The organism is Enterobacter sp. ENT03 (assembly GCF_019218745.1).
Classification (GTDB): domain Bacteria; phylum Pseudomonadota; class Gammaproteobacteria; order Enterobacterales; family Enterobacteriaceae; genus Enterobacter_D.
The window spans coordinates 873,162-891,758 of record NZ_JAHUXA010000001.1; the positions used below are offsets into that span (position 1 = coordinate 873,162).

17 protein-coding genes and 1 pseudogene are annotated in these 18,597 nt (G+C 56.0%); 17 read left to right on the forward strand and 1 reads right to left on the reverse strand.

Features of this window, described 5'->3' with window-relative positions; all coding sequences use genetic code 11:
- Window position 1 precedes the first annotated feature (1 nt).
- The 6 genes from lnt to rihA all read left to right on the forward strand — a co-directional run bounded on the left by lnt (window position 2) and on the right by rihA (window position 6,156).
- Window positions 2-1,537: an apolipoprotein N-acyltransferase gene (gene lnt, locus KW828_RS04185; RefSeq protein WP_218335131.1), complete on the forward strand. Its 1,536-nt coding sequence runs from the start codon at window positions 2-4 to the stop codon at window positions 1,535-1,537.
- A 355-nt stretch (window positions 1,538-1,892) separates the two neighbouring features.
- Window positions 1,893-2,804 carry an amino acid ABC transporter substrate-binding protein gene (locus KW828_RS04190; RefSeq protein ID WP_165304062.1) on the forward strand — a complete coding sequence of 304 codons (912 nt, stop codon included), beginning with the start codon at window positions 1,893-1,895 and terminating at the stop codon, window positions 2,802-2,804.
- A gap of 156 nt (window positions 2,805-2,960) precedes the next feature.
- A complete protein-coding gene (locus KW828_RS04195) occupies window positions 2,961-3,701 on the forward strand; it encodes an amino acid ABC transporter permease (protein WP_088220031.1) in 741 nt (246 codons plus the stop codon).
- Complete coding sequence (gene gltK / locus KW828_RS04200; protein ID WP_088220032.1) at window positions 3,701-4,375, forward strand: glutamate/aspartate ABC transporter permease GltK; 675 nt, start codon at window positions 3,701-3,703, stop codon at window positions 4,373-4,375. Before KW828_RS04195 ends, gltK begins: the two co-directional genes overlap by 1 nt.
- Complete coding sequence (locus KW828_RS04205) at window positions 4,375-5,100, forward strand: amino acid ABC transporter ATP-binding protein (protein WP_218335133.1); 726 nt, start codon at window positions 4,375-4,377, stop codon at window positions 5,098-5,100. Before gltK ends, KW828_RS04205 begins: the two co-directional genes overlap by 1 nt.
- Window positions 5,101-5,217: 117 nt before the next feature.
- Entirely contained in the window at window positions 5,218-6,156 is a 939-nt protein-coding gene (gene rihA / locus KW828_RS04210; protein ID WP_218335135.1) for a pyrimidine-specific ribonucleoside hydrolase RihA, read from the forward strand.
- 44 nt (window positions 6,157-6,200) lie between these two features.
- On the opposite strand, the gene KW828_RS04215 is transcribed toward rihA, so the two are convergent.
- Window positions 6,201-6,683 (reverse strand): zinc ribbon-containing protein, encoded by a 483-nt coding sequence (locus KW828_RS04215; RefSeq protein WP_218335137.1) that lies wholly within the window; start codon window positions 6,681-6,683, stop codon window positions 6,201-6,203.
- Between the two features lie 224 nt (window positions 6,684-6,907).
- Here KW828_RS04215 and leuS point away from each other — a divergent pair, with 224 nt between their 5' ends.
- From leuS to dacA, 11 genes and pseudogenes are all read left to right on the forward strand, one after another.
- On the forward strand, window positions 6,908-9,490 hold the full coding sequence (gene leuS / locus KW828_RS04220) for a leucine--tRNA ligase (RefSeq protein WP_218335139.1): 2,583 nt from the start codon (window positions 6,908-6,910) through the stop codon (window positions 9,488-9,490).
- A gap of 14 nt (window positions 9,491-9,504) precedes the next feature.
- A complete protein-coding gene (gene lptE, locus KW828_RS04225) occupies window positions 9,505-10,071 on the forward strand; it encodes an LPS assembly lipoprotein LptE (protein ID WP_218335141.1) in 567 nt (188 codons plus the stop codon).
- Window positions 10,071-11,102 (forward strand): DNA polymerase III subunit delta, encoded by a 1,032-nt coding sequence (gene holA / locus KW828_RS04230; RefSeq protein ID WP_218335143.1) that lies wholly within the window; start codon window positions 10,071-10,073, stop codon window positions 11,100-11,102. Before lptE ends, holA begins: the two co-directional genes overlap by 1 nt.
- Window position 11,103: 1 nt before the next feature.
- The gene (nadD, locus tag KW828_RS04235; RefSeq protein ID WP_218335145.1) at window positions 11,104-11,745 is read left to right on the forward strand and encodes a nicotinate-nucleotide adenylyltransferase; all 642 of its coding nucleotides are present in this window, start codon (window positions 11,104-11,106) and stop codon (window positions 11,743-11,745) included.
- A 41-nt stretch (window positions 11,746-11,786) separates the two neighbouring features.
- Window positions 11,787-11,943: pseudogene (locus tag KW828_RS04240) on the forward strand (alpha-ribazole phosphatase); the annotation flags it as partial.
- 249 nt (window positions 11,944-12,192) lie between these two features.
- Window positions 12,193-12,510: a ribosome silencing factor gene (rsfS, locus tag KW828_RS04245; RefSeq protein WP_088220041.1), complete on the forward strand. Its 318-nt coding sequence runs from the start codon at window positions 12,193-12,195 to the stop codon at window positions 12,508-12,510.
- 3 nt (window positions 12,511-12,513) lie between these two features.
- A complete protein-coding gene (rlmH, locus tag KW828_RS04250; protein WP_218335147.1) occupies window positions 12,514-12,981 on the forward strand; it encodes a 23S rRNA (pseudouridine(1915)-N(3))-methyltransferase RlmH in 468 nt (155 codons plus the stop codon).
- Between the two features lie 25 nt (window positions 12,982-13,006).
- The gene (mrdA, locus tag KW828_RS04255; protein WP_218335148.1) at window positions 13,007-14,908 is read left to right on the forward strand and encodes a peptidoglycan DD-transpeptidase MrdA; all 1,902 of its coding nucleotides are present in this window, start codon (window positions 13,007-13,009) and stop codon (window positions 14,906-14,908) included.
- 2 nt (window positions 14,909-14,910) lie between these two features.
- Window positions 14,911-16,023, forward strand: coding sequence for a peptidoglycan glycosyltransferase MrdB (gene mrdB, locus KW828_RS04260; protein WP_088220043.1), 1,113 nt, complete (start codon window positions 14,911-14,913; stop codon window positions 16,021-16,023).
- Window positions 16,024-16,033: 10 nt separating this feature from the next.
- On the forward strand, window positions 16,034-17,176 hold the full coding sequence (gene rlpA, locus KW828_RS04265; protein WP_218335150.1) for an endolytic peptidoglycan transglycosylase RlpA: 1,143 nt from the start codon (window positions 16,034-16,036) through the stop codon (window positions 17,174-17,176).
- 141 nt (window positions 17,177-17,317) lie between these two features.
- Window positions 17,318-18,529: a D-alanyl-D-alanine carboxypeptidase DacA gene (dacA, locus tag KW828_RS04270; protein ID WP_218335152.1), complete on the forward strand. Its 1,212-nt coding sequence runs from the start codon at window positions 17,318-17,320 to the stop codon at window positions 18,527-18,529.
- The last annotated feature ends 68 nt before the right edge of the window (window positions 18,530-18,597 follow it).

Consider the following 18,597-nt stretch of genomic DNA (forward strand, 5'->3'; position numbering starts at 1 on the left):
AATGGTTTTTGCCCCATTGATGGAACGCCAGCGCTTTCGCCTGCTGCTGGCGCTGATCCTCGGAGCCAGCGGAACGCTGGCTTTTTCTCCTTATGATATCTGGCCCGCCGCGCTGCTGTCTCTGATGGGGCTGCAAGGGTTAACGCTTAATCGCCGTCCCTTGCAGGCCGCCTGGATTGGTTATTTCTGGGGGCTCGGGCTGTTTGGTTCCGGCATCAACTGGGTTTACGTCAGTATCGCCCAGTTCGGCGGTATGCCAGGCCCGGTCAATATCTTCCTCGTGGTGCTCTTAGCCGCCTACCTGTCGCTGTATACCGGTCTGTTTGCCGGCATCCTCTCGCGTCTGTGGCCGAAAACCAGCTGGCTGCGCGTGGCGATTGCCGCGCCTGTCGTCTGGCAACTGACGGAATGCCTGCGTGGCTGGGTGCTGACCGGCTTCCCATGGTTGCAGTTTGGCTACAGCCAGATCGACGGCCCGCTGAAAGGGCTGGCGCCGGTAATGGGCGTGGAAGCGATCAACGCCCTGCTGATGATCGTCAGCGGTCTGCTGGTGCTGGCGCTGGTGACGCGCAACTGGCGTCCGCTGGCGGTGGGCGTGGTGCTGTTCGCGCTGCCCTTCCCGCTGCGCTACATCCAGTGGTATACCCTGCTGCCGGAAAAGGCCACGCAGGTATCGCTGGTGCAGGGGGATATTCCGCAGTCGCTGAAATGGGATGAAAACCAGCTGGTGAATACGCTGGAGATTTACCTCAATAACAGCGAACCGGAGATGGGCAAATCGCAACTGATCATCTGGCCGGAATCTGCCATCCCGGATCTGGAAATTAACCAGCAGCGATTTTTAAGCTCGCTGGACGCGCAGTTACGCGCCAGAGATACCACGCTTATCACCGGCATTGTGGATGCGCGGCTGAACCCGCAAAATCGCTACGATACTTACAACGCCATCATTACGCTGGGCAAAGACAGTGCGTATCGTTATGACTCCACTAATCGCTACAACAAAAACCACCTGGTGCCGTTTGGCGAATTTGTACCTCTGGAATCGATCCTCCGTCCGCTGGCACCGTTCTTTGACTTACCGATGTCATCGTTTAGCCGCGGGCCGTACGTACAGCCACAGCTTCATGCCCACGGCTTTAACCTGACGCCCGCCATCTGTTATGAAATCATTCTTGGCGAACAGGTGCGGGATAATTTCCGCCCGGACACTGACTTCCTGCTGACCATCTCTAACGACGCCTGGTTCGGTAAATCCATCGGCCCGTGGCAGCACTTCCAGATGGCACGCATGCGTTCACTGGAGCTGGCGCGTCCATTACTGCGCAGCACCAATAACGGTATTACCGCCGTGATTGGACCGCAGGGCGAAATTCAGGCGATGATCCCGCAGTTTACCCGTCAGGTCCTGACGACAGAAGTCACCCCAACCCGTGGGCTCACGCCTTATGCCCGTACCGGCAACTGGCCGCTGTGGATCCTCACCGCACTGGCCGGTTTTGGTGCACTGGTGATGAGCCTGCGTCAGCGTCGTTAATAGCCCCTCCCCCTGGCCCGGTCGCGCACAGCGATCCGGGCCTGCAATATTCAAAACTGGCACACCTCTTGCTACTTGTTAACAGGTAATGGCGATTTTCTGCGGCATAGCGACGCCCCTGCACCACCAGCGATCGACGGCAGCACTAATATGGTGCATCAAGCGATTTATGCCTCTAAACGGTGCGGTGCGCCTCGCAAAAATAAACAATAACGCAGCAAAATCTTTACATTAAGCCAGACTAAATGTTAACAAACACGCATAACACTGCACGCTCAAGCAGCAGGATATAACAACACAATCACTCACACTGGGTATCACTGCGTCTCTGGCGCTGACGATGAAGGAGTTGGATATGCAATTACGTAAACTGGCCACAGCAATGCTGGTGATGGGAATGTCCGCCGGCGTGGCGCAGGCTGAAGATGCAGCCCCTGCGGCCGGGCAAAGCACACTGGAAAAAATCGCTAAAAACGGCGTGATCGTGGTCGGACACCGTGAATCTTCCGTACCGTTCTCGTATTACGATAACCAGCAAAAAGTCGTTGGTTATTCACAGGATTACTCTAACGCCATTGTTGAAGCGGTGAAGAAAAAGCTCAACAAGCCGGACCTGCAGGTAAAACTGATCCCTATCACCTCGCAGAACCGCATTCCGCTGTTGCAGAACGGCACCTTTGATTTCGAGTGCGGCTCCACCACCAACAACCTGGAACGCCAGAAACAGGCGGCTTTCTCTGACACCATTTTCGTTGTAGGCACGCGCCTGCTGGCGAAGAAAGGCGGTAACGTGAAAGACTTCGCTGACCTGAAAGGTAAAGCGGTTGTGGTCACGTCAGGTACCACCTCTGAAGTGCTGCTGCACAAGCTCAACGAAGAGCAGAAAATGGATATGCGCATCATCAGCGCGAAAGATCATGGCGACTCCTTCCGTACGCTGGAAAGCGGTCGTGCCGTGGCCTTTATGATGGATGATGCTCTGCTGGCAGGTGAGCGTGCGAAGGCGAAGAAACCGGACAACTGGGAAATCGTCGGCAAGCCGCAATCGCAGGAAGCCTATGGCTGCATGCTGCGTAAAGGTGATACCGAGTTCAAAAAGCTGATGGATGACACCATCGCGCAGGCGCAGACCTCTGGCGAAGCCGCGAAATGGTTTGATAAGTGGTTCAAAAACCCAATCCCACCAAAAAATCTGAACATGAACTTTGAGCTCTCGGATGAGATGAAAGCCCTGTTCAAAGAACCTAACGATAAAGCGCTTAACTAATTAAAACCATTAGGGGCAGGTCCTCCTGCCCTCTCGATTGATACGAAGCACGGACAGACTATACGTTGAAGGGTCGTTCCCCTTTCAGCGCGAATATTACAGCTTCTTATTAATCTTCGAGGGTAGCGCTGCTACCCTTTTTTTCAGAGGTACATTATGTCAATAGACTGGAACTGGGGAATTTTCCTGCAACAAGCCCCGTTCGGCAACACCACTTATCTTGGCTGGCTGTGGAGTGGTTTTCAGGTCACGGTCGCGCTGTCGATCACCGCCTGGATCCTCGCTTTCCTGGTTGGCTCGCTGTTTGGCATTCTCCGCACCGTACCTAACCGGTTCCTGTCGGGAATTGGCACGCTTTACGTCGAATTATTCCGTAACGTGCCGTTAATCGTGCAGTTCTTTACCTGGTATCTGGTGGTCCCTGAGCTGCTGCCGGAAGATCTCGGTATGTGGTTTAAGTCCGAACTCGATCCCAATATTCAGTTCTTCCTCTCATCGATGATCTGCCTCGGGCTGTTTACCGCTGCCCGTGTGTGTGAACAGGTGCGTGCGGCGATCGAATCACTGCCGCGCGGTCAGAAAAACGCAGGTCTGGCGATGGGCCTGACGCTGCCGCAAACTTATCGCTATGTGCTGCTGCCGAACGCCTATCGGGTGATCGTGCCGCCGATGACCTCTGAGATGATGAACCTGGTAAAAAACTCCGCCATCGCCTCGACCATCGGTCTGGTGGACATGGCGGCGCAGGCAGGTAAATTGCTGGATTATTCCGCGCACGCGTGGGAATCCTTCACCGCCATCACCCTCGCCTATGTCCTGATTAATGCCGTGATCATGCTGGTCATGAACCTGGTTGAACGTAAAGTCCGCCTGCCTGGCAATATGGGAGGCAAATAATGTACGAATTTGACTGGAGTTCAATTATTCCGGCGATGCCCTATCTGCTCGACGGGCTGCTGGTAACGCTAAAAATTACCGTCACGGCGGTGATTGTTGGTATCGTCTGGGGCACCATTCTGGCGGTGCTGCGCATGTCAACATTCAAGCCGCTGGCCTGGTTTGCCACCGCCTATGTCAACGTGTTCCGCTCCATTCCGCTGGTGATGGTGCTGCTGTGGTTCTACCTGATTGTGCCGGGCCTGTTGCAGGATGTGCTGGGCCTGTCGCCAAAATCTGACATCCGCCTGATTTCCGCGATGGTCGCGTTCTCCATGTTTGAGGCCGCCTATTATTCGGAAATTATCCGCGCGGGTATTCAGAGTATTTCACGCGGACAGTCAAGCGCCGCGCTGGCGCTGGGCATGACCCACTGGCAGTCGATGAAGCTGATTATTCTGCCGCAGGCGTTCCGCGCGATGGTGCCGCTGTTGTTAACCCAGGGCATCGTGCTGTTCCAGGATACCTCGCTGGTGTACGTGTTAAGCCTCGCGGACTTCTTCCGCACCGCCTCCACCATTGGCGAGCGCGACGGGACCCAGGTTGAGATGATCCTCTTTGCCGGCTTCGTCTATTTTGTTATCAGTCTCAGTGCTTCACTGTTGGTCAGCTATCTGAAGAAAAGGACAGTTTAATGATTTCCCTGAAAAACGTTTCAAAATGGTATGGTCACTTTCAGGTGCTGACCGACTGCTCCACCACGGTTAAAAAAGGTGAAGTAGTGGTAGTGTGCGGCCCGTCCGGCTCCGGAAAGTCGACGCTGATCAAAACCGTCAACGGTCTTGAGCCGGTGCAGAAAGGTGAGATTGTGGTTAACGGGACGACCGTAACCGACAAAAAAACCAATCTGGCGGCGCTGCGCTCCCATGTCGGCATGGTGTTCCAGCATTTCGAGCTGTTCCCGCACCTGTCGATCATCGAAAACCTGACGCTGGCGCAGGTCAAAGTGCTCAAGCGCGACAAAGTCGCTGCCCGTGATAAAGCCAGCAAACTGCTGGAGCGTGTTGGCCTGTCGGCACATGCCACCAAATTCCCGGCTCAGCTGTCCGGCGGCCAGCAGCAGCGTGTGGCTATTGCGCGCGCGCTCTGTATGGATCCGGTGGCGATGCTGTTTGACGAACCCACCTCGGCACTGGATCCGGAGATGATCAACGAAGTGCTGGACGTGATGGTCGAACTGGCGCAGGAAGGCATGACCATGATGGTGGTGACGCACGAAATGGGCTTTGCGCGTAAAGTTGCCAGCCGGGTGATCTTTATGGATGAAGGGAAAATCGTCGAGGATTCGCCGAAAGAGGAGTTCTTCGCGAATCCGGCGTCCGATCGCGCGAAAGATTTCCTCGCCAAAATCCTGCATTAATCCTTCCGGCGCGCAGAACATATCTGCGCGCCGCTTCACGTTTTATACCCGCCTCTGTCGTCTGCCTTGCGGTGACACGTTACCCTTGTCACAAAACATCACGTATAAGGAACACCAATGGCACTGCCCATAATAATTGATTGCGATCCGGGTCATGATGACGCCATCGCCCTCGTGCTCGCCCTTGCCTCCCCGGAACTCGACGTCAAAGCCGTCACCTCGTCAGCCGGAAACCAGACGCCGGACAAAACGCTCAATAATGTGCTGCGTATGCTGACGCTGCTTAAACGCAGCGATATTCCCGTCGCTGGTGGCGCGCTGAAGCCGCTGATGCGCGAGCTTATCATCGCCGATAACGTTCACGGCGACAGCGGTCTTGATGGCCCGACGTTGCCGGTCGCCGGTTTTGCGCCACAACCATGCACCGCTGTTGAGCTAATGGCGAAAACCCTGCGCGAGAGCACCAGGCCGGTCACGCTGGTGGCAACCGGGCCACAGACCAACGTGGCGCTGCTGCTAAACAGCCATCCGGAACTGCATGAAAAAATCGCGCGTATTGTGATCATGGGCGGTGCGATGGCTCCGGGTAACTGGACGCCCGCCGCCGAATTCAATATTTATGTCGATCCGGAAGCGGCAGAAATCGTTTTTCAGTCCGGTATTCCGGTGGTGATGGCCGGACTGGATGTCACCCATAAAGCGCAGATCCACGCCGCCGATGTGGCGCGTTTTCGTGCCATCGGTAACCCGGTTGCCGTCATCGTGGCCGAGCTGCTCGACTTCTTTATGGAGTATCACAAACAGGAAAAATGGGGCTTTGTCGGTGCGCCGCTGCACGATCCCTGCACCATCGCCTGGCTGCTGAAACCGGAAATCTTTACCACAGTGGAGCGCTGGGTCGGCGTGGAAACCCGCGGGCAGTACACCCAGGGCATGACGGTCGTGGATTACTATTTCCTGACCGGCAATACGCCGAATGCGACGGTGATGATGGATGTCGATCGCGGGGCGTTTGTGGATTTACTGGCCGAGCGGCTGGCGTTCTACGGGGAATGAGGCGTGATGGCCGGAGACGCCTGTGCGCCAGCCGGCCTGAAAGATTACGGCTCGAAGGGACGGCGCTGGAACTGATCATGACCGCACTTCGGACATAACGGCAGCACATCCGGGGTGTATACCGCGAGATGAAAATGGCACTTTTCACAGACTAAGTTACCCAGCCCCACGACTTCCCCGCTGTGATAAACCCCGTGGTGATTGAGATCGGAAAACACCTCCCGCCACTCCAGCTGGGTTTTGTCGGTAATGTCAGCCAGCTGCTGCCAGACGCTCTCTTTGATCACCCGCATAAAAACACTGTCGGTCAGTTCGCCCTGGCTTTCCCCGTAGCTGCGGGCAAATTCTTCCAGATCGCGACGGATGGCGCGCAGCAACTCATCGATTTCGGTTCGCGTCAGCTCCCCGGTCTGGGTGGCGCGTAGTCTTGCCTGCTCCACAAGCGCATCGATGTCGCGCTCGCCGTTTTGCAGGCGTTCGGTCAGCGTGCCGACCAGTTCACGGTAGTATTGAGCAACCTTGTTCATCCTTTCGCCTCCGGGCTTAGTAACACCTTCTAATAATAGACGTTATTTCCGGCATACTTTGCCTGCCGCCGCACAGAGTGTGTAAATTCCTGCAAGGATCGACGTCCCTCGTTTTATGCGAAAGGCTGTTTTGAGACGGGCGTTTGGGCTATGCTATGCGGATCTGAGACATCACATCTAATGCTACGCTTGTAGCTGTATTGAAAACAGGATCACTGGCTGCCATGCAAGAGCAATACCGCCCGGAAGAGATAGAATCGAAAGTCCAGCAGCACTGGGACGAGAAGCGCACATTTGAAGTAACCGAAGACGAGAGCAAAGAGAAGTATTACTGCCTGTCGATGCTTCCCTATCCTTCTGGTCGACTACACATGGGCCACGTCCGTAACTACACCATCGGCGACGTTATTGCCCGTTACCAGCGTATGCTGGGCAAAAACGTCCTGCAGCCGATCGGCTGGGATGCTTTTGGCCTGCCGGCTGAAGGCGCGGCGGTAAAGAATAAAACCGCACCGGCCCCGTGGACGTACGACAACATCAATTACATGAAAAACCAGCTCAAAATGCTGGGCTTTGGTTATGACTGGAGCCGCGAGCTGGCGACCTGTACGCCGGAATACTATCGCTGGGAACAGCTGTTCTTCACTGAGCTGTATAAAAAAGGCCTGGTCTATAAGAAAACCTCTGCGGTGAACTGGTGCCCGAACGACCAGACGGTGCTGGCGAACGAACAGGTTATCGACGGCTGCTGCTGGCGCTGCGATACCAAAGTTGAGCGTAAAGAGATCCCGCAGTGGTTCATTAAAATCACCGCCTACGCCGAAGAGCTGTTAAACGATCTGGATACCCTTGACCACTGGCCAGACACCGTTAAAACCATGCAGCGTAACTGGATTGGTCGTTCCGAAGGCGTGGAAATCACCTTCAACGTAGAAAATTACGATCAGACGCTGACGGTTTACACCACCCGCCCGGACACCTTTATGGGTGCCACCTATCTGGCAGTGGCAGCCGGTCACCCGCTTGCGCAGAAAGCGGCAGAGAACAATCCAGACTTGGCTGCCTTTATCGACGAATGCCGCAACACCAAAGTGGCCGAAGCCGACATGGCGACCATGGAGAAGAAAGGCGTTGCTACCGGTTTCTACGCCACGCACCCGCTGACGGGCGAAGCCATCCCGGTATGGGCCGCAAACTTCGTGCTGATGGAGTACGGTACCGGCGCAGTCATGGCCGTTCCGGGCCACGATCAGCGTGACTATGAATTTGCCACCAAATACGGCCTGACCATCAAGCCGGTTATTCTGAACGCAGACGGCAGCGAACCGGATCTGTCTGCACAGGCGCTGACGGAAAAAGGCACCCTGTTTAACTCTGGCGAATTCAGCGGTCTGAGCTTTGAAGAGGGTTTTAACGCCATTGCCGACAAGCTGACGGCGCTGGGCGTCGGCGAGCGTAAAGTGAACTATCGTCTGCGCGACTGGGGCGTTTCCCGTCAGCGTTACTGGGGCGCGCCGATCCCGATGGTGACCCTGGAAGACGGTACGGTGATCCCAACCCCTGCCGATCAACTGCCGGTGATCCTGCCGGAAGATGTGGTCATGGATGGCATCACCAGCCCGATCAAAGCCGATCCGGAGTGGGCGAAAACCACCGTCAACGGTCTGCCTGCGCTGCGTGAAACCGATACCTTCGACACCTTTATGGAGTCGTCCTGGTACTATGCGCGCTACACCTGCCCGCAGCACACCGACGGCATGCTGGATCCGAAAGCCGCGAACTACTGGCTGCCGGTCGATATTTATATTGGTGGTATTGAACACGCCATCATGCACCTGCTCTATTTCCGCTTCTTCCACAAACTGATGCGCGACGCGGGTATGGTCACCTCCAGTGAACCGGCGAAGCAGTTACTGTGTCAGGGGATGGTGCTGGCGGATGCTTTCTACTACGTGGGCGCGAACGGCGAGCGTAACTGGGTTTCTCCAAAAGACGCCATCGTTGAGCGCGACGAGAAAGGCCGTATCGTGAAAGCGAAAGACGCCGACGGTCATGAGCTGGTGTATACCGGCATGAGCAAAATGTCCAAGTCGAAAAACAACGGTATCGACCCGCAGGAAATGGTTGAACGTTATGGCGCGGACACCGTACGTCTGTTTATGATGTTCGCCTCTCCGGCAGACATGACGCTGGAATGGCAGGAATCCGGCGTGGAAGGTGCGAACCGCTTCCTGAAACGCGTCTGGAAACTGGTATACGAGCATACCTCACAGGGTGAGGTTGCTCCGCTGGATGTGGCAAGCCTGAGCGACGATCAGAAAGCGCTGCGTCGTGATGTGCATAAAACCATTGCTAAAGTGACCGATGATATTGGTCGCCGTCAGACCTTCAATACCGCAATTGCGGCTATTATGGAACTGATGAACAAGCTGGCGAAAGCGCCGCTGGACGGCGAGCAGGATCGCGCTCTGATGCAGGAAGCACTGCTGGCAGTGGTGCGTATGCTGAACCCGTTCACGCCGCACGCCTGCTTCACGCTGTGGCAGGAACTGCATGGCGAAGGCGATATTGATAATGCGCCGTGGCCGCAGGCTGACGAAAACGCGATGGTGGAAGATTCCACCTTAGTGGTTGTGCAGGTCAACGGCAAAGTCCGCGGTAAAATTACCGTACCTGTCGATGTGACTGAACAACAGGTTCGCGAACGCGCGGGTCAGGAACATCTGGTCGCGAAATATCTTGAGGGCGTTACCGTGCGTAAAGTGATTTATGTTCCGGGCAAACTGCTCAATCTGGTCGTTGGCTAAGCGCGGGAGGAAGCGTGCGATATCTGGCAACAGTATTACTTTCTCTGGCGGTGCTCGTCACCGCCGGATGCGGCTGGCATTTACGGAATTCCACCCAGGTTCCTGCCGAAATGAAAACCATCATTTTCGATTCCGGGGATCCTTATGGTCCGTTAAGCCGGGCGGTACGTACTCAGTTGCGTCTTAACGGTGTTGAAGTAGCCGATAAAGACTCGACGCGTCAGGACATTCCGTCACTGCGTCTTGGCGGAGCCACGGTGACGAAGGATACGGCCTCGATTTTCCAGAATGGACGCACGGCGGAATATCAGATGGTGATGAGCGTATCGGCAACGGTGATGATCCCAGGTCAGGGTATTTATCCGCTGAACACCAAGGTTTATCGTTCTTTCTTCGATAACCCGCAAAATGCGCTGGCAAAAGATGCCGAGCAATCCATCATCATCCAGGAAATGTACGACAAGGCGGCGGAACAGCTGATCCGTAAGCTGCCGAGCGTGCCTGCCGCCAGCAAAGATGCCGATGTGGTCGTCACAACGCCTGATGTGGCGCCCAGTGCCCCAACATCTTTAGGTAACTGATGCTGAAGCTGTACCCTGAACAACTCCGCGCGCAGCTCAATGAAGGGCTGCGCGCGGCGTATCTGCTACTTGGTAATGATCCGCTGTTATTGCAGGAAAGTCAGGATCTGGTGCGCGCTGCGGCGGTCGCCCAGGGATTTGATGAACATCACAGCGTAACCATTGATGCCAGCACCGACTGGTCTACCCTCTTTTCGCTGTGCCAGGCCATGAGCCTGTTTGCCAGCCGTCAGACGCTGCTATTACAGCTTCCCGACAACGGCCCCAACGCCGCCATCAATGAACAGCTCGCCACGCTGGTCAGCCTGCTGCATGACGATCTGCTGCTAATGGTGCGGGGCAACAAACTGACCAAAGCGCAGGAAAATGCCGCGTGGTTTACCGCGCTGGCGGATCGTTCAGTTACGGTCACCTGTCAGACGCCGGAGCAGGCGCAGCTGCCCCGCTGGGTAGCGAACCGCGCCAAACAGCATAATCTTCAGCTTGATGACGCCGCCAGCCAGCTGCTCTGCTATTGCTACGAAGGCAACCTGCTGGCGCTGGCGCAGGCACTGGATCGTCTGGCGCTGCTGTGGCCTGACGGCAAACTGACGCTGCCGCGCGTAGAACAGGCGGTGAATGACGCGGCGCACTTTACGCCGTTTCACTGGGTGGATACGCTGCTCGCCGGGAAGAGCAAACGTGCGCTGCATATTCTCCAGCAGTTGCGGCTTGAAGGCTGCGAGCCGGTGATCCTGCTGCGGACGCTGCAACGGGAACTGCTGCTGCTGGTGACGTTAAAGCGTCAGTCGGCCAGCACGCCGTTGCGTACGTTATTTGATAAACATCGTGTCTGGCAGAACCGCCGCGCGGTGACTACCGACGCGCTGAACCGGCTCAGTAATGAGCAGTTGCGTCATGCGGTCCATCTGCTCTCGCGCACCGAATTAACGGTGAAGCAGGACTACGGACAATCGGTCTGGGCGGAGCTGGAAGGGCTTTCTCTGCTACTCTGTCATAAAGCACTGGCCGATATTTTTATAGATGGTTGAGATGAATCAGTTACAGGCACTGTTTGGCGGCACCTTCGATCCGGTTCATTACGGGCATCTTAAGCCCGTGGAAGCGCTGGCGAACCTGATCGGTCTGTCGCGCGTCATTATCATGCCGAATAACGTGCCGCCGCATCGCCCGCAGCCGGAAGCCAGTGCACTGCAACGTAAGACGATGATCCAGCGGGCCATTGCCGATAAGCCGCTGTTTACGCTGGATGAGCGGGAACTGCAACGCGACACGCCCTCCTGGTCATCGCAGACCCTGCAGGCGTGGCGCGAAGAACAAGGCCCGACGCGGCCGCTGGCTTTTATTATCGGTCAGGATTCCCTGCTCTCTTTCCCGACCTGGCATCGCTATGAAACCATCCTCGATAACTGCCATTTACTGGTCTGCCGTCGTCCCGGCTATCCGCAGCAGATGGCGGACGAGACACATCAGCAGTGGCTGGAGCAGCATCTGACGCACCGTATCGACGATCTGCATGCCCTGCCCGCCGGAAAGATTTTCCTCGCGGAAACGCCGTGGCTGAATATCTCCGCCACGCTGATCCGCGAGCGGCTGTCCCGCGGCGAAGCCTGCGACGATTTGCTGCCGGAAAGCGTGCTGGATTACATCACAGAGCAGGGTCTGTATCGTTAAGCACCGCCCGCAACGGGGCGGTCAACCGATTGTTTTCTTCTTCACTCTGCACCGCCACGCGGCTAAAGATGCCTGCTGCCTCGCTGTGGCATTTCCGCGTTGAACAGGGGGGCGTGGCGCGCTATCGATTGTAATGAGGATTTTGCCACCCTGAGCGTGCTAAACAGCCGTTCGGCCTGGCAACCAGGCGCCGGATAATCGTCCAGCGCGTCATTCCATGATTGACACGCCCGGCAAGGCTGTTATCCTCCGCTGCCGGACTTGCCCCGCCATGCAAAATCTTACAGAAATTGTTTTACAAAAATGGCGATGCAATCTCCTGCCGTGGGTGGGATGATAGCCCACTTTCAAAAATCTTACTGGCGGCATGTGTCCCGCCAGAATGACAGTTCAGTTATACTGTCATACCTTCATTAATGACTATATGTACGCTCCCAGGGGGAACACTTGCAGGGTAAAGCACTCCAGGATTTTGTTATCGACAAAATTGATGACCTGAAAGGCCAGGACATCGTAAAAATTGACGTTCAGGGTAAGTCCAGTATCACTGACTGCATGATTATTTGCACCGGCACCTCCAGCCGCCATGTGATGTCCATTGCCGACCACGTGGTGCAGGAATCGCGCAAAGCGGGCATGCTGCCGCTGGGTGTGGAAGGTGAAAACGTCGCCGACTGGGTGGTGGTCGATTTAGGTGATGTGATTGTTCACGTCATGCAGGCAGAGAGCCGCGCGCTGTACGAGCTGGAAAAACTCTGGAGTTAATGCGTGAAGCTGCAACTGGTCGCCGTCGGCACCAAAATGCCGGACTGGGTACAAACCGGCTTTACTGAATATCTGCGTCGTTTTCCGAAGGACATGCCGTTCGAGCTGGTTGAAATTCCGGCCGGAAAACGCGGTAAGAACGCCGATATCAAACGCATTCTCGATAAAGAGGGTGAGTTAATGCTGGCTGCGGCTGGCAAAAACCGCATTGTCACCCTCGATATTCCAGGCAGACCCTGGGATACGCCGCAACTGGCTCATGAACTGGAACGCTGGAAGCAGGACGGCCGCGACGTCAGCTTGCTTATCGGCGGGCCAGAAGGGTTATCCCCCGCCTGTAAAGCGGCAGCTGAACAAAGTTGGTCCCTCTCTGCACTGACGCTCCCCCACCCGCTGGTTCGGGTCCTGGTGGCTGAAAGTCTCTATCGTGCATGGAGCATTACTACCAACCATCCTTATCACCGAGAGTAATGAGACCAGGTAGATTACGCAGCGGATGAAATTACAGAATTCTTTTCGCGATTATACGGCTGAGTCCGCGCTGTTCGTGCGCCGGGCAGTGGTCGCCTTTACGGGGATTTTGCTGCTTTCTGGTGTCCTGATCGCCAACCTTTATAATCTGCAAATTGTCCGTCATACCGACTACCAGACGCGCTCTAACGAAAACCGCATAAAACTGGTGCCTATCGCCCCCAGTCGCGGCATTATTTACGATCGTAATGGCATCCCCCTGGCGCTCAACCGCACCATTTATCAGGTGGAGATGATGCCGGAAAAAGTCGATAACGTGCAGCAGACGCTGGATGCGCTGCGTGGCGTCGTCGATCTGACCGATGAAGACATCGCCAACTTTAAAAAAGAGCGCGCCCGCTCGCACCGCTTTACCTCTATCCCGGTGAAATCAAACCTCTCGGAAGTGCAGGTCGCGCGCTTTGCCGTTAACCAGTACCGTTTTCCTGGCGTCGAAGTCAAAGGTTATAAACGCCGCTATTACCCCTATGGATCTGCCCTCACTCATGTGATTGGCTATGTGTCCAAAATCAACGACAGCGATGTCAAGCGCCTCGATAAAGACGGCAAGCTGGCTAACTACGCCGCGACTCATGACATCGGTAAACAGGGTATCGAACGTTATTACGAAGACGTTTTGCACGGGCAAACCGGTTACGAAGAGGTTGAGGTGAACAACCGTGGCCGCGTGATCCGCCAGCTCAAGGAAGTGCCGCCGCAGGCCGGGCATGACATCACCCTGACGCTGGATCTGAAGTTACAGAGCTATATCGAAACCCTGCTGGCAGGCAGTCGTGCGGCAGTGGTAGTGACCGATCCACGCACCGGTGGCATTCTGGCGCTGGTTTCCATGCCGAGCTATAACCCGAATTTATTCGTCGACGGCATCTCCAGCAAAGATTACAGCGCACTGCTTAATGATCCGAATACCCCGCTGGTCAACCGTGCCACCCAGGGCGTGTATCCCCCGGCATCGACGGTTAAACCTTATGTGGCGGTATCCGCCCTAAGTGCAGGGGTGATCACCCGCAATACCAGCCTGTTTGACCCCGGCTGGTGGCAGCTGCCTGGCTCCGAGAAGCGTTATCGCGACTGGAAAAAGTGGGGCCATGGTCATCTGAACATCACTAAATCGCTGGAAGAATCCGCGGATACCTTCTTTTATCAGGTCGCCTATGACATGGGTATCGACCGCCTGTCCGAGTGGATGAGCAAGTTCGGCTACGGCAAATATACCGGTATTGATCTCTCTGAAGAGCGTTCCGGCAATATGCCGACCCGCGAATGGAAGCTGAAGCGCTTTAAAAAACCGTGGTATCAGGGTGATACCATTCCGGTGGGAATCGGCCAGGGTTACTGGACAGCGACGCCGATCCAGATGAACAAAGCAATGATGATCCTGATTAACGACGGCGTGGTCAAAGTCCCGCATCTGTTAATGAGTACGCTGGAAAATGGTCAGCAGGTGCCGTGGAAACAGCCGGAACAGCCGCCGGTAGGCGATATTCATTCCGGTTACTGGGAAATCGCCAAAGACGGTATGTATGGCGTGGCGAACCGCCCCAACGGCACCGGACATAAGTACTTCGCCAATGCTCCGTACAAAGTGGCGGCAAAATCCGGTACCGCGCAGGTCTTCGGCCTGAAGGCGAATGAAACCTATAACGCGCACAAAATTGCTGAACGTCTGCGTGACCACAAACTGATGACGGCCTTTGCGCCGTACGATAACCCCCAGGTCGCGGTGGCGATTATTCTGGAGAACGGCGGCGCCGGCCCTGCGGTCGGTACCATCATGCGCCAGATCCTCGACCACATAATGCTGGGCGATAACAATACCGAATTGCCTGCTGAAAACCCGGCAACCGCGGCAGCAGAGGACCAATAATCATGACGGATAATCCGAACAAGAAATCGTTCTGGGATAAAATCCATATCGACCCGACGCTACTGCTGATTATTCTGGCCCTGCTGACCTACAGCGCGCTGGTGATCTGGAGCGCCAGCGGCCAGGATATTGGCATGACCGAACGCAAGATCGGGCAGATCGCTATGGGTCTGGTGGTCATGGTGGTGATGGCACAAATCCCGCCGCGCGTGTATGAAGGCTGGGCGCCCTATCTCTATATTTTCTGCGTCATTTTACTGGTGGCAGTAGACGCCTTTGGTGCGATTTCAAAAGGCGCGCAGCGCTGGCTGGATCTGGGGATCGTGCGTTTTCAGCCGTCGGAGATCGCCAAAATCGCCGTGCCGCTGATGGTAGCGCGCTTTATCAACCGCGACGTTTGCCCGCCGTCCCTGAAAAATACCGCCATTGCGCTGGTGCTGATCTTTATGCCGACGCTGCTGGTGGCGGCGCAGCCGGATCTGGGAACCTCGATCCTCGTGGCGCTCTCCGGGCTGTTCGTGCTGTTTCTTTCCGGTCTGAGCTGGCGTCTGATTGGCATCGCGGCGCTGCTGCTGGCGGCCTTTATCCCGATCCTGTGGTTCTTCCTGATGCATGATTATCAGCGACAGCGCGTCATGATGCTGCTCGATCCGGAAACCGATCCGCTGGGGGCAGGCTATCATATTATTCAGTCGAAAATTGCGATTGGCTCCGGCGGGCTAAGGGGTAAAGGCTGGCTGCACGGCACGCAGTCGCAGCTGGAATTCCTGCCCGAACGCCATACGGACTTTATCTTTGCGGTGGTGGCGGAAGAGCTGGGGCTGGTCGGCTTCCTGGTGCTGCTGGCGCTCTATCTCCTGCTGATCATTCGTGGGCTGTATATTGCCGCCCGCGCGCAGACCACCTTTGGCCGTGTGATGGCCGGTGGCTTAATGCTCATTTTGTTTGTTTATGTCTTCGTAAATATTGGTATGGTGAGCGGTATTCTGCCGGTGGTGGGCGTTCCGCTGCCGCTGGTCAGTTACGGAGGCTCCGCTCTCATCGTACTCATGGCCGGGTTTGGTATTGTGATGTCCATTCATACCCACCGGAAAATGTTGTCAAAAAGCGTATAAGAGGTGCGCAATGCGTAAGCAATGGCTTGCAGTCTGCATAGCAACAGGATTACTGGCAGCATGTACAAGTGACACTCAGCAACAACCCGCCCCCGTTGCGCCGCAGCCTGCGGTGTGTAACGGCCCGGTTGTTGAGATCGGCGGGGCTGAGCCACGCTATGAGTCACTCAACCCTGCCGTGAATCAGGATTACGAGCGCGATGGCAAGCGTTACAAAATCGTCCAGGATCCGTCACGCTTCAGTCAGGCGGGTCTGGCGGCCATTTATGATGCCGAACCGGGCAGCAACCTGACCGCATCCGGCGAAGCCTTTGATCCGATGCAACTTACCGCCGCGCACCCGACGCTGCCGGTGCCGAGCTATGCGCGGATCACCAACCTGGCAAACGGCCGCATGATCGTGGTGCGCATCAACGATCGCGGGCCTTACGGCAACGATCGCGTGATTTCGCTCTCCCGCGCCGCCGCAGACCGGTTGAACAATTCGAATAACACCAAAGTGCGCATCGATCCGATTATCGTGGCACAGGATGGTACGATGTCCGGGCCAGGCACCGCCTGTACGACGGTGGCGAAACAGACCTACGCTCTGCCGGCACGTCCTGATCTGACCGGCGGAATGGGCAGCGCGACCAGTATCCCGGAGCCGGCACAACCGCAGGCCGACGTGCAGCCGATCAGCAACGACACGCTGAAAAGCGATAACGCCATGGGCGCTCCGGTCAGCAGTGGCGGTTTCCTTGGCGCGCCGACCACCCTCGCTAACGGGGTGCTGGAAGGTAATGAACCGCCCGCCACACCGACAGAGCCGGTTGCTGCAACGCCCGCCCCTGCACCGGCTGCCACGGCGGTGACGCCTGCCGCGCCGGTTACCGCGCCCGGCTCGGTCCAGGGTAACGTCCCGGCACCCGCCACCGCGGGTGCCGCCAGCGGCTATGTTGTGCAGGTAGGCGCGGTCAGCGATCAGACGCGCGCCCAGCAGTATCAGCAGCGCCTGGCGCAGCAGTTTTCCGTGCCGGGTCGTGTTGTGCAAAACGGCGCAGTATGGCGTATTCAGTTAGGGCCGTTTGGCAGCAAGGCTGACGCCAGTGCGTTACAGTCTCGCTTACAAAGCGAAGCACAGCTGCAATCGTTTATTGCCAGCGCGCAGTAAATAACACACAAGGCATCTTACTTTGTCAGTTTGTGTAAGTTTCATTCACAAATCATGCGGAAAGTCGGATGCCTGCCATTATAGCTTTTGCTATAGTAAGGCACTTTTTTTCACTCCATCACGGATGTCGCTGTTCTGACCATGAAGACCACTTTTTCCGTTCGTTTCGTGAAGCGCCTGGCGCTCACCACCGCGCTGACAGCCGCAACCCTGTCTGCTGCCCATGCCGATGACCTGAACATCAAAACCATGATCCCCGGCGTGCCGCAGATCGATGCCGAGTCTTACATCCTGATCGATTACAACTCCGGTAAAGTGCTGGCTGAGCAAAATGCTGATGCCCGCCGCGATCCGGCAAGCCTGACCAAAATGATGACCAGCTACGTCATCGGCCAGGCCATGAAAGCCGGTAAGTTCAAGGAAACGGACCTGGTAACCATCAACAATGATGCCTGGGCGACCGGTAACCCGGTGTTCAAAGGCTCCTCGCTGATGTTCCTGAAGCCTGGCATGCAGGTGCCGGTATCACAGTTGATACGCGGGATTAACCTGCAATCCGGTAACGACGCCTGCGTGGCGATGGCCGATTTTGCCGCCGGCAGCCAGGATGCGTTTGTGGGCCTGATGAACAGCTACGTGAACGCGCTGGGTCTGAAAAACTCCCATTTTGAGACGGTACACGGTCTGGATGCGGAGGGGCAGTACAGCTCCGCGCGCGATATGGCGCTGATCGGCCAGGCGCTGATCCGTGATGTCCCGAACGAATACACCATCTATAAAGAAAAAGAGTTCACCTTTAACGGCATCCGTCAGACCAACCGTAACGGCCTGCTGTGGGATAACAGCCTGAACGTTGACGGCATTAAAACCGGTCATACTGACAAAGCGGGCTATAACCTGGTGGCCTCGGCAACAGAAGGCCAGATGCGCCTGATTTCTGCCGTGATGGGCGGGCGTACCTTTAAAGGCCGTGAAGCAGAAAGTAAAAAACTGCTCACCTGGGGATTCCGTTTCTTTGAAACCGTCAACCCTATCAAAGCGGGTAAAGAGTTCGCCTCTGAACCAGCGTGGTTTGGCGACAGCGATCGCGCCTCTCTCGGCGTGGATAAAGATGTTTATCTGACGATTCCCCGTGGCCGCATGAAGGATCTAAAAGCCAGCTACGTGCTGACCAGCACCGAACTGCACGCGCCGCTGCAAAAAAATCAGGTGGTCGGCACCATTAACTTCCAGCTTGATGGTAAAACCATTGAACAGCGTCCGCTGGTCGTGCTGCAGGAAATTCCCGAAGGCAATTTCTTCGGCAAAATCATTGATTATATTAAGCTGATGTTCCACCACTGGTTTGGTTAAAAATTCAGCACTTGAAAGTCTGAATTTCATCCCCATATACTATGCATCAATAAAACTCCCGCCCCGTG

Bases quoted from the DNA above. Each gene is read 5' to 3' on its own strand.
- lnt (WP_218335131.1), top strand. From the start codon at position 2: ATGGTTTTTGCCCCATTGATGGAACGCCAGCGCTTTCGCCTGCTGCTG.
- KW828_RS04190 (WP_165304062.1), top strand. From the start codon at position 1,893: ATGCAATTACGTAAACTGGCCACAGCAATGCTGGTGATGGGAATGTCC.
- KW828_RS04195 (WP_088220031.1), top strand. From the start codon at position 2,961: ATGTCAATAGACTGGAACTGGGGAATTTTCCTGCAACAAGCCCCGTTC.
- gltK (WP_088220032.1), top strand. From the start codon at position 3,701: ATGTACGAATTTGACTGGAGTTCAATTATTCCGGCGATGCCCTATCTG.
- KW828_RS04205 (WP_218335133.1), top strand. From the start codon at position 4,375: ATGATTTCCCTGAAAAACGTTTCAAAATGGTATGGTCACTTTCAGGTG.
- rihA (WP_218335135.1), top strand. From the start codon at position 5,218: ATGGCACTGCCCATAATAATTGATTGCGATCCGGGTCATGATGACGCC.
- KW828_RS04215 (WP_218335137.1), bottom strand. From the start codon at position 6,683: ATGAACAAGGTTGCTCAATACTACCGTGAACTGGTCGGCACGCTGACC.
- leuS (WP_218335139.1), top strand. From the start codon at position 6,908: ATGCAAGAGCAATACCGCCCGGAAGAGATAGAATCGAAAGTCCAGCAG.
- holA (WP_218335143.1), top strand. From the start codon at position 10,071: ATGCTGAAGCTGTACCCTGAACAACTCCGCGCGCAGCTCAATGAAGGG.
- nadD (WP_218335145.1), top strand. From the start codon at position 11,104: ATGAATCAGTTACAGGCACTGTTTGGCGGCACCTTCGATCCGGTTCAT.
- mrdA (WP_218335148.1), top strand. From the start codon at position 13,007: ATGAAATTACAGAATTCTTTTCGCGATTATACGGCTGAGTCCGCGCTG.
- mrdB (WP_088220043.1), top strand. From the start codon at position 14,911: ATGACGGATAATCCGAACAAGAAATCGTTCTGGGATAAAATCCATATC.
- rlpA (WP_218335150.1), top strand. From the start codon at position 16,034: ATGCGTAAGCAATGGCTTGCAGTCTGCATAGCAACAGGATTACTGGCA.
- dacA (WP_218335152.1), top strand. From the start codon at position 17,318: ATGAAGACCACTTTTTCCGTTCGTTTCGTGAAGCGCCTGGCGCTCACC.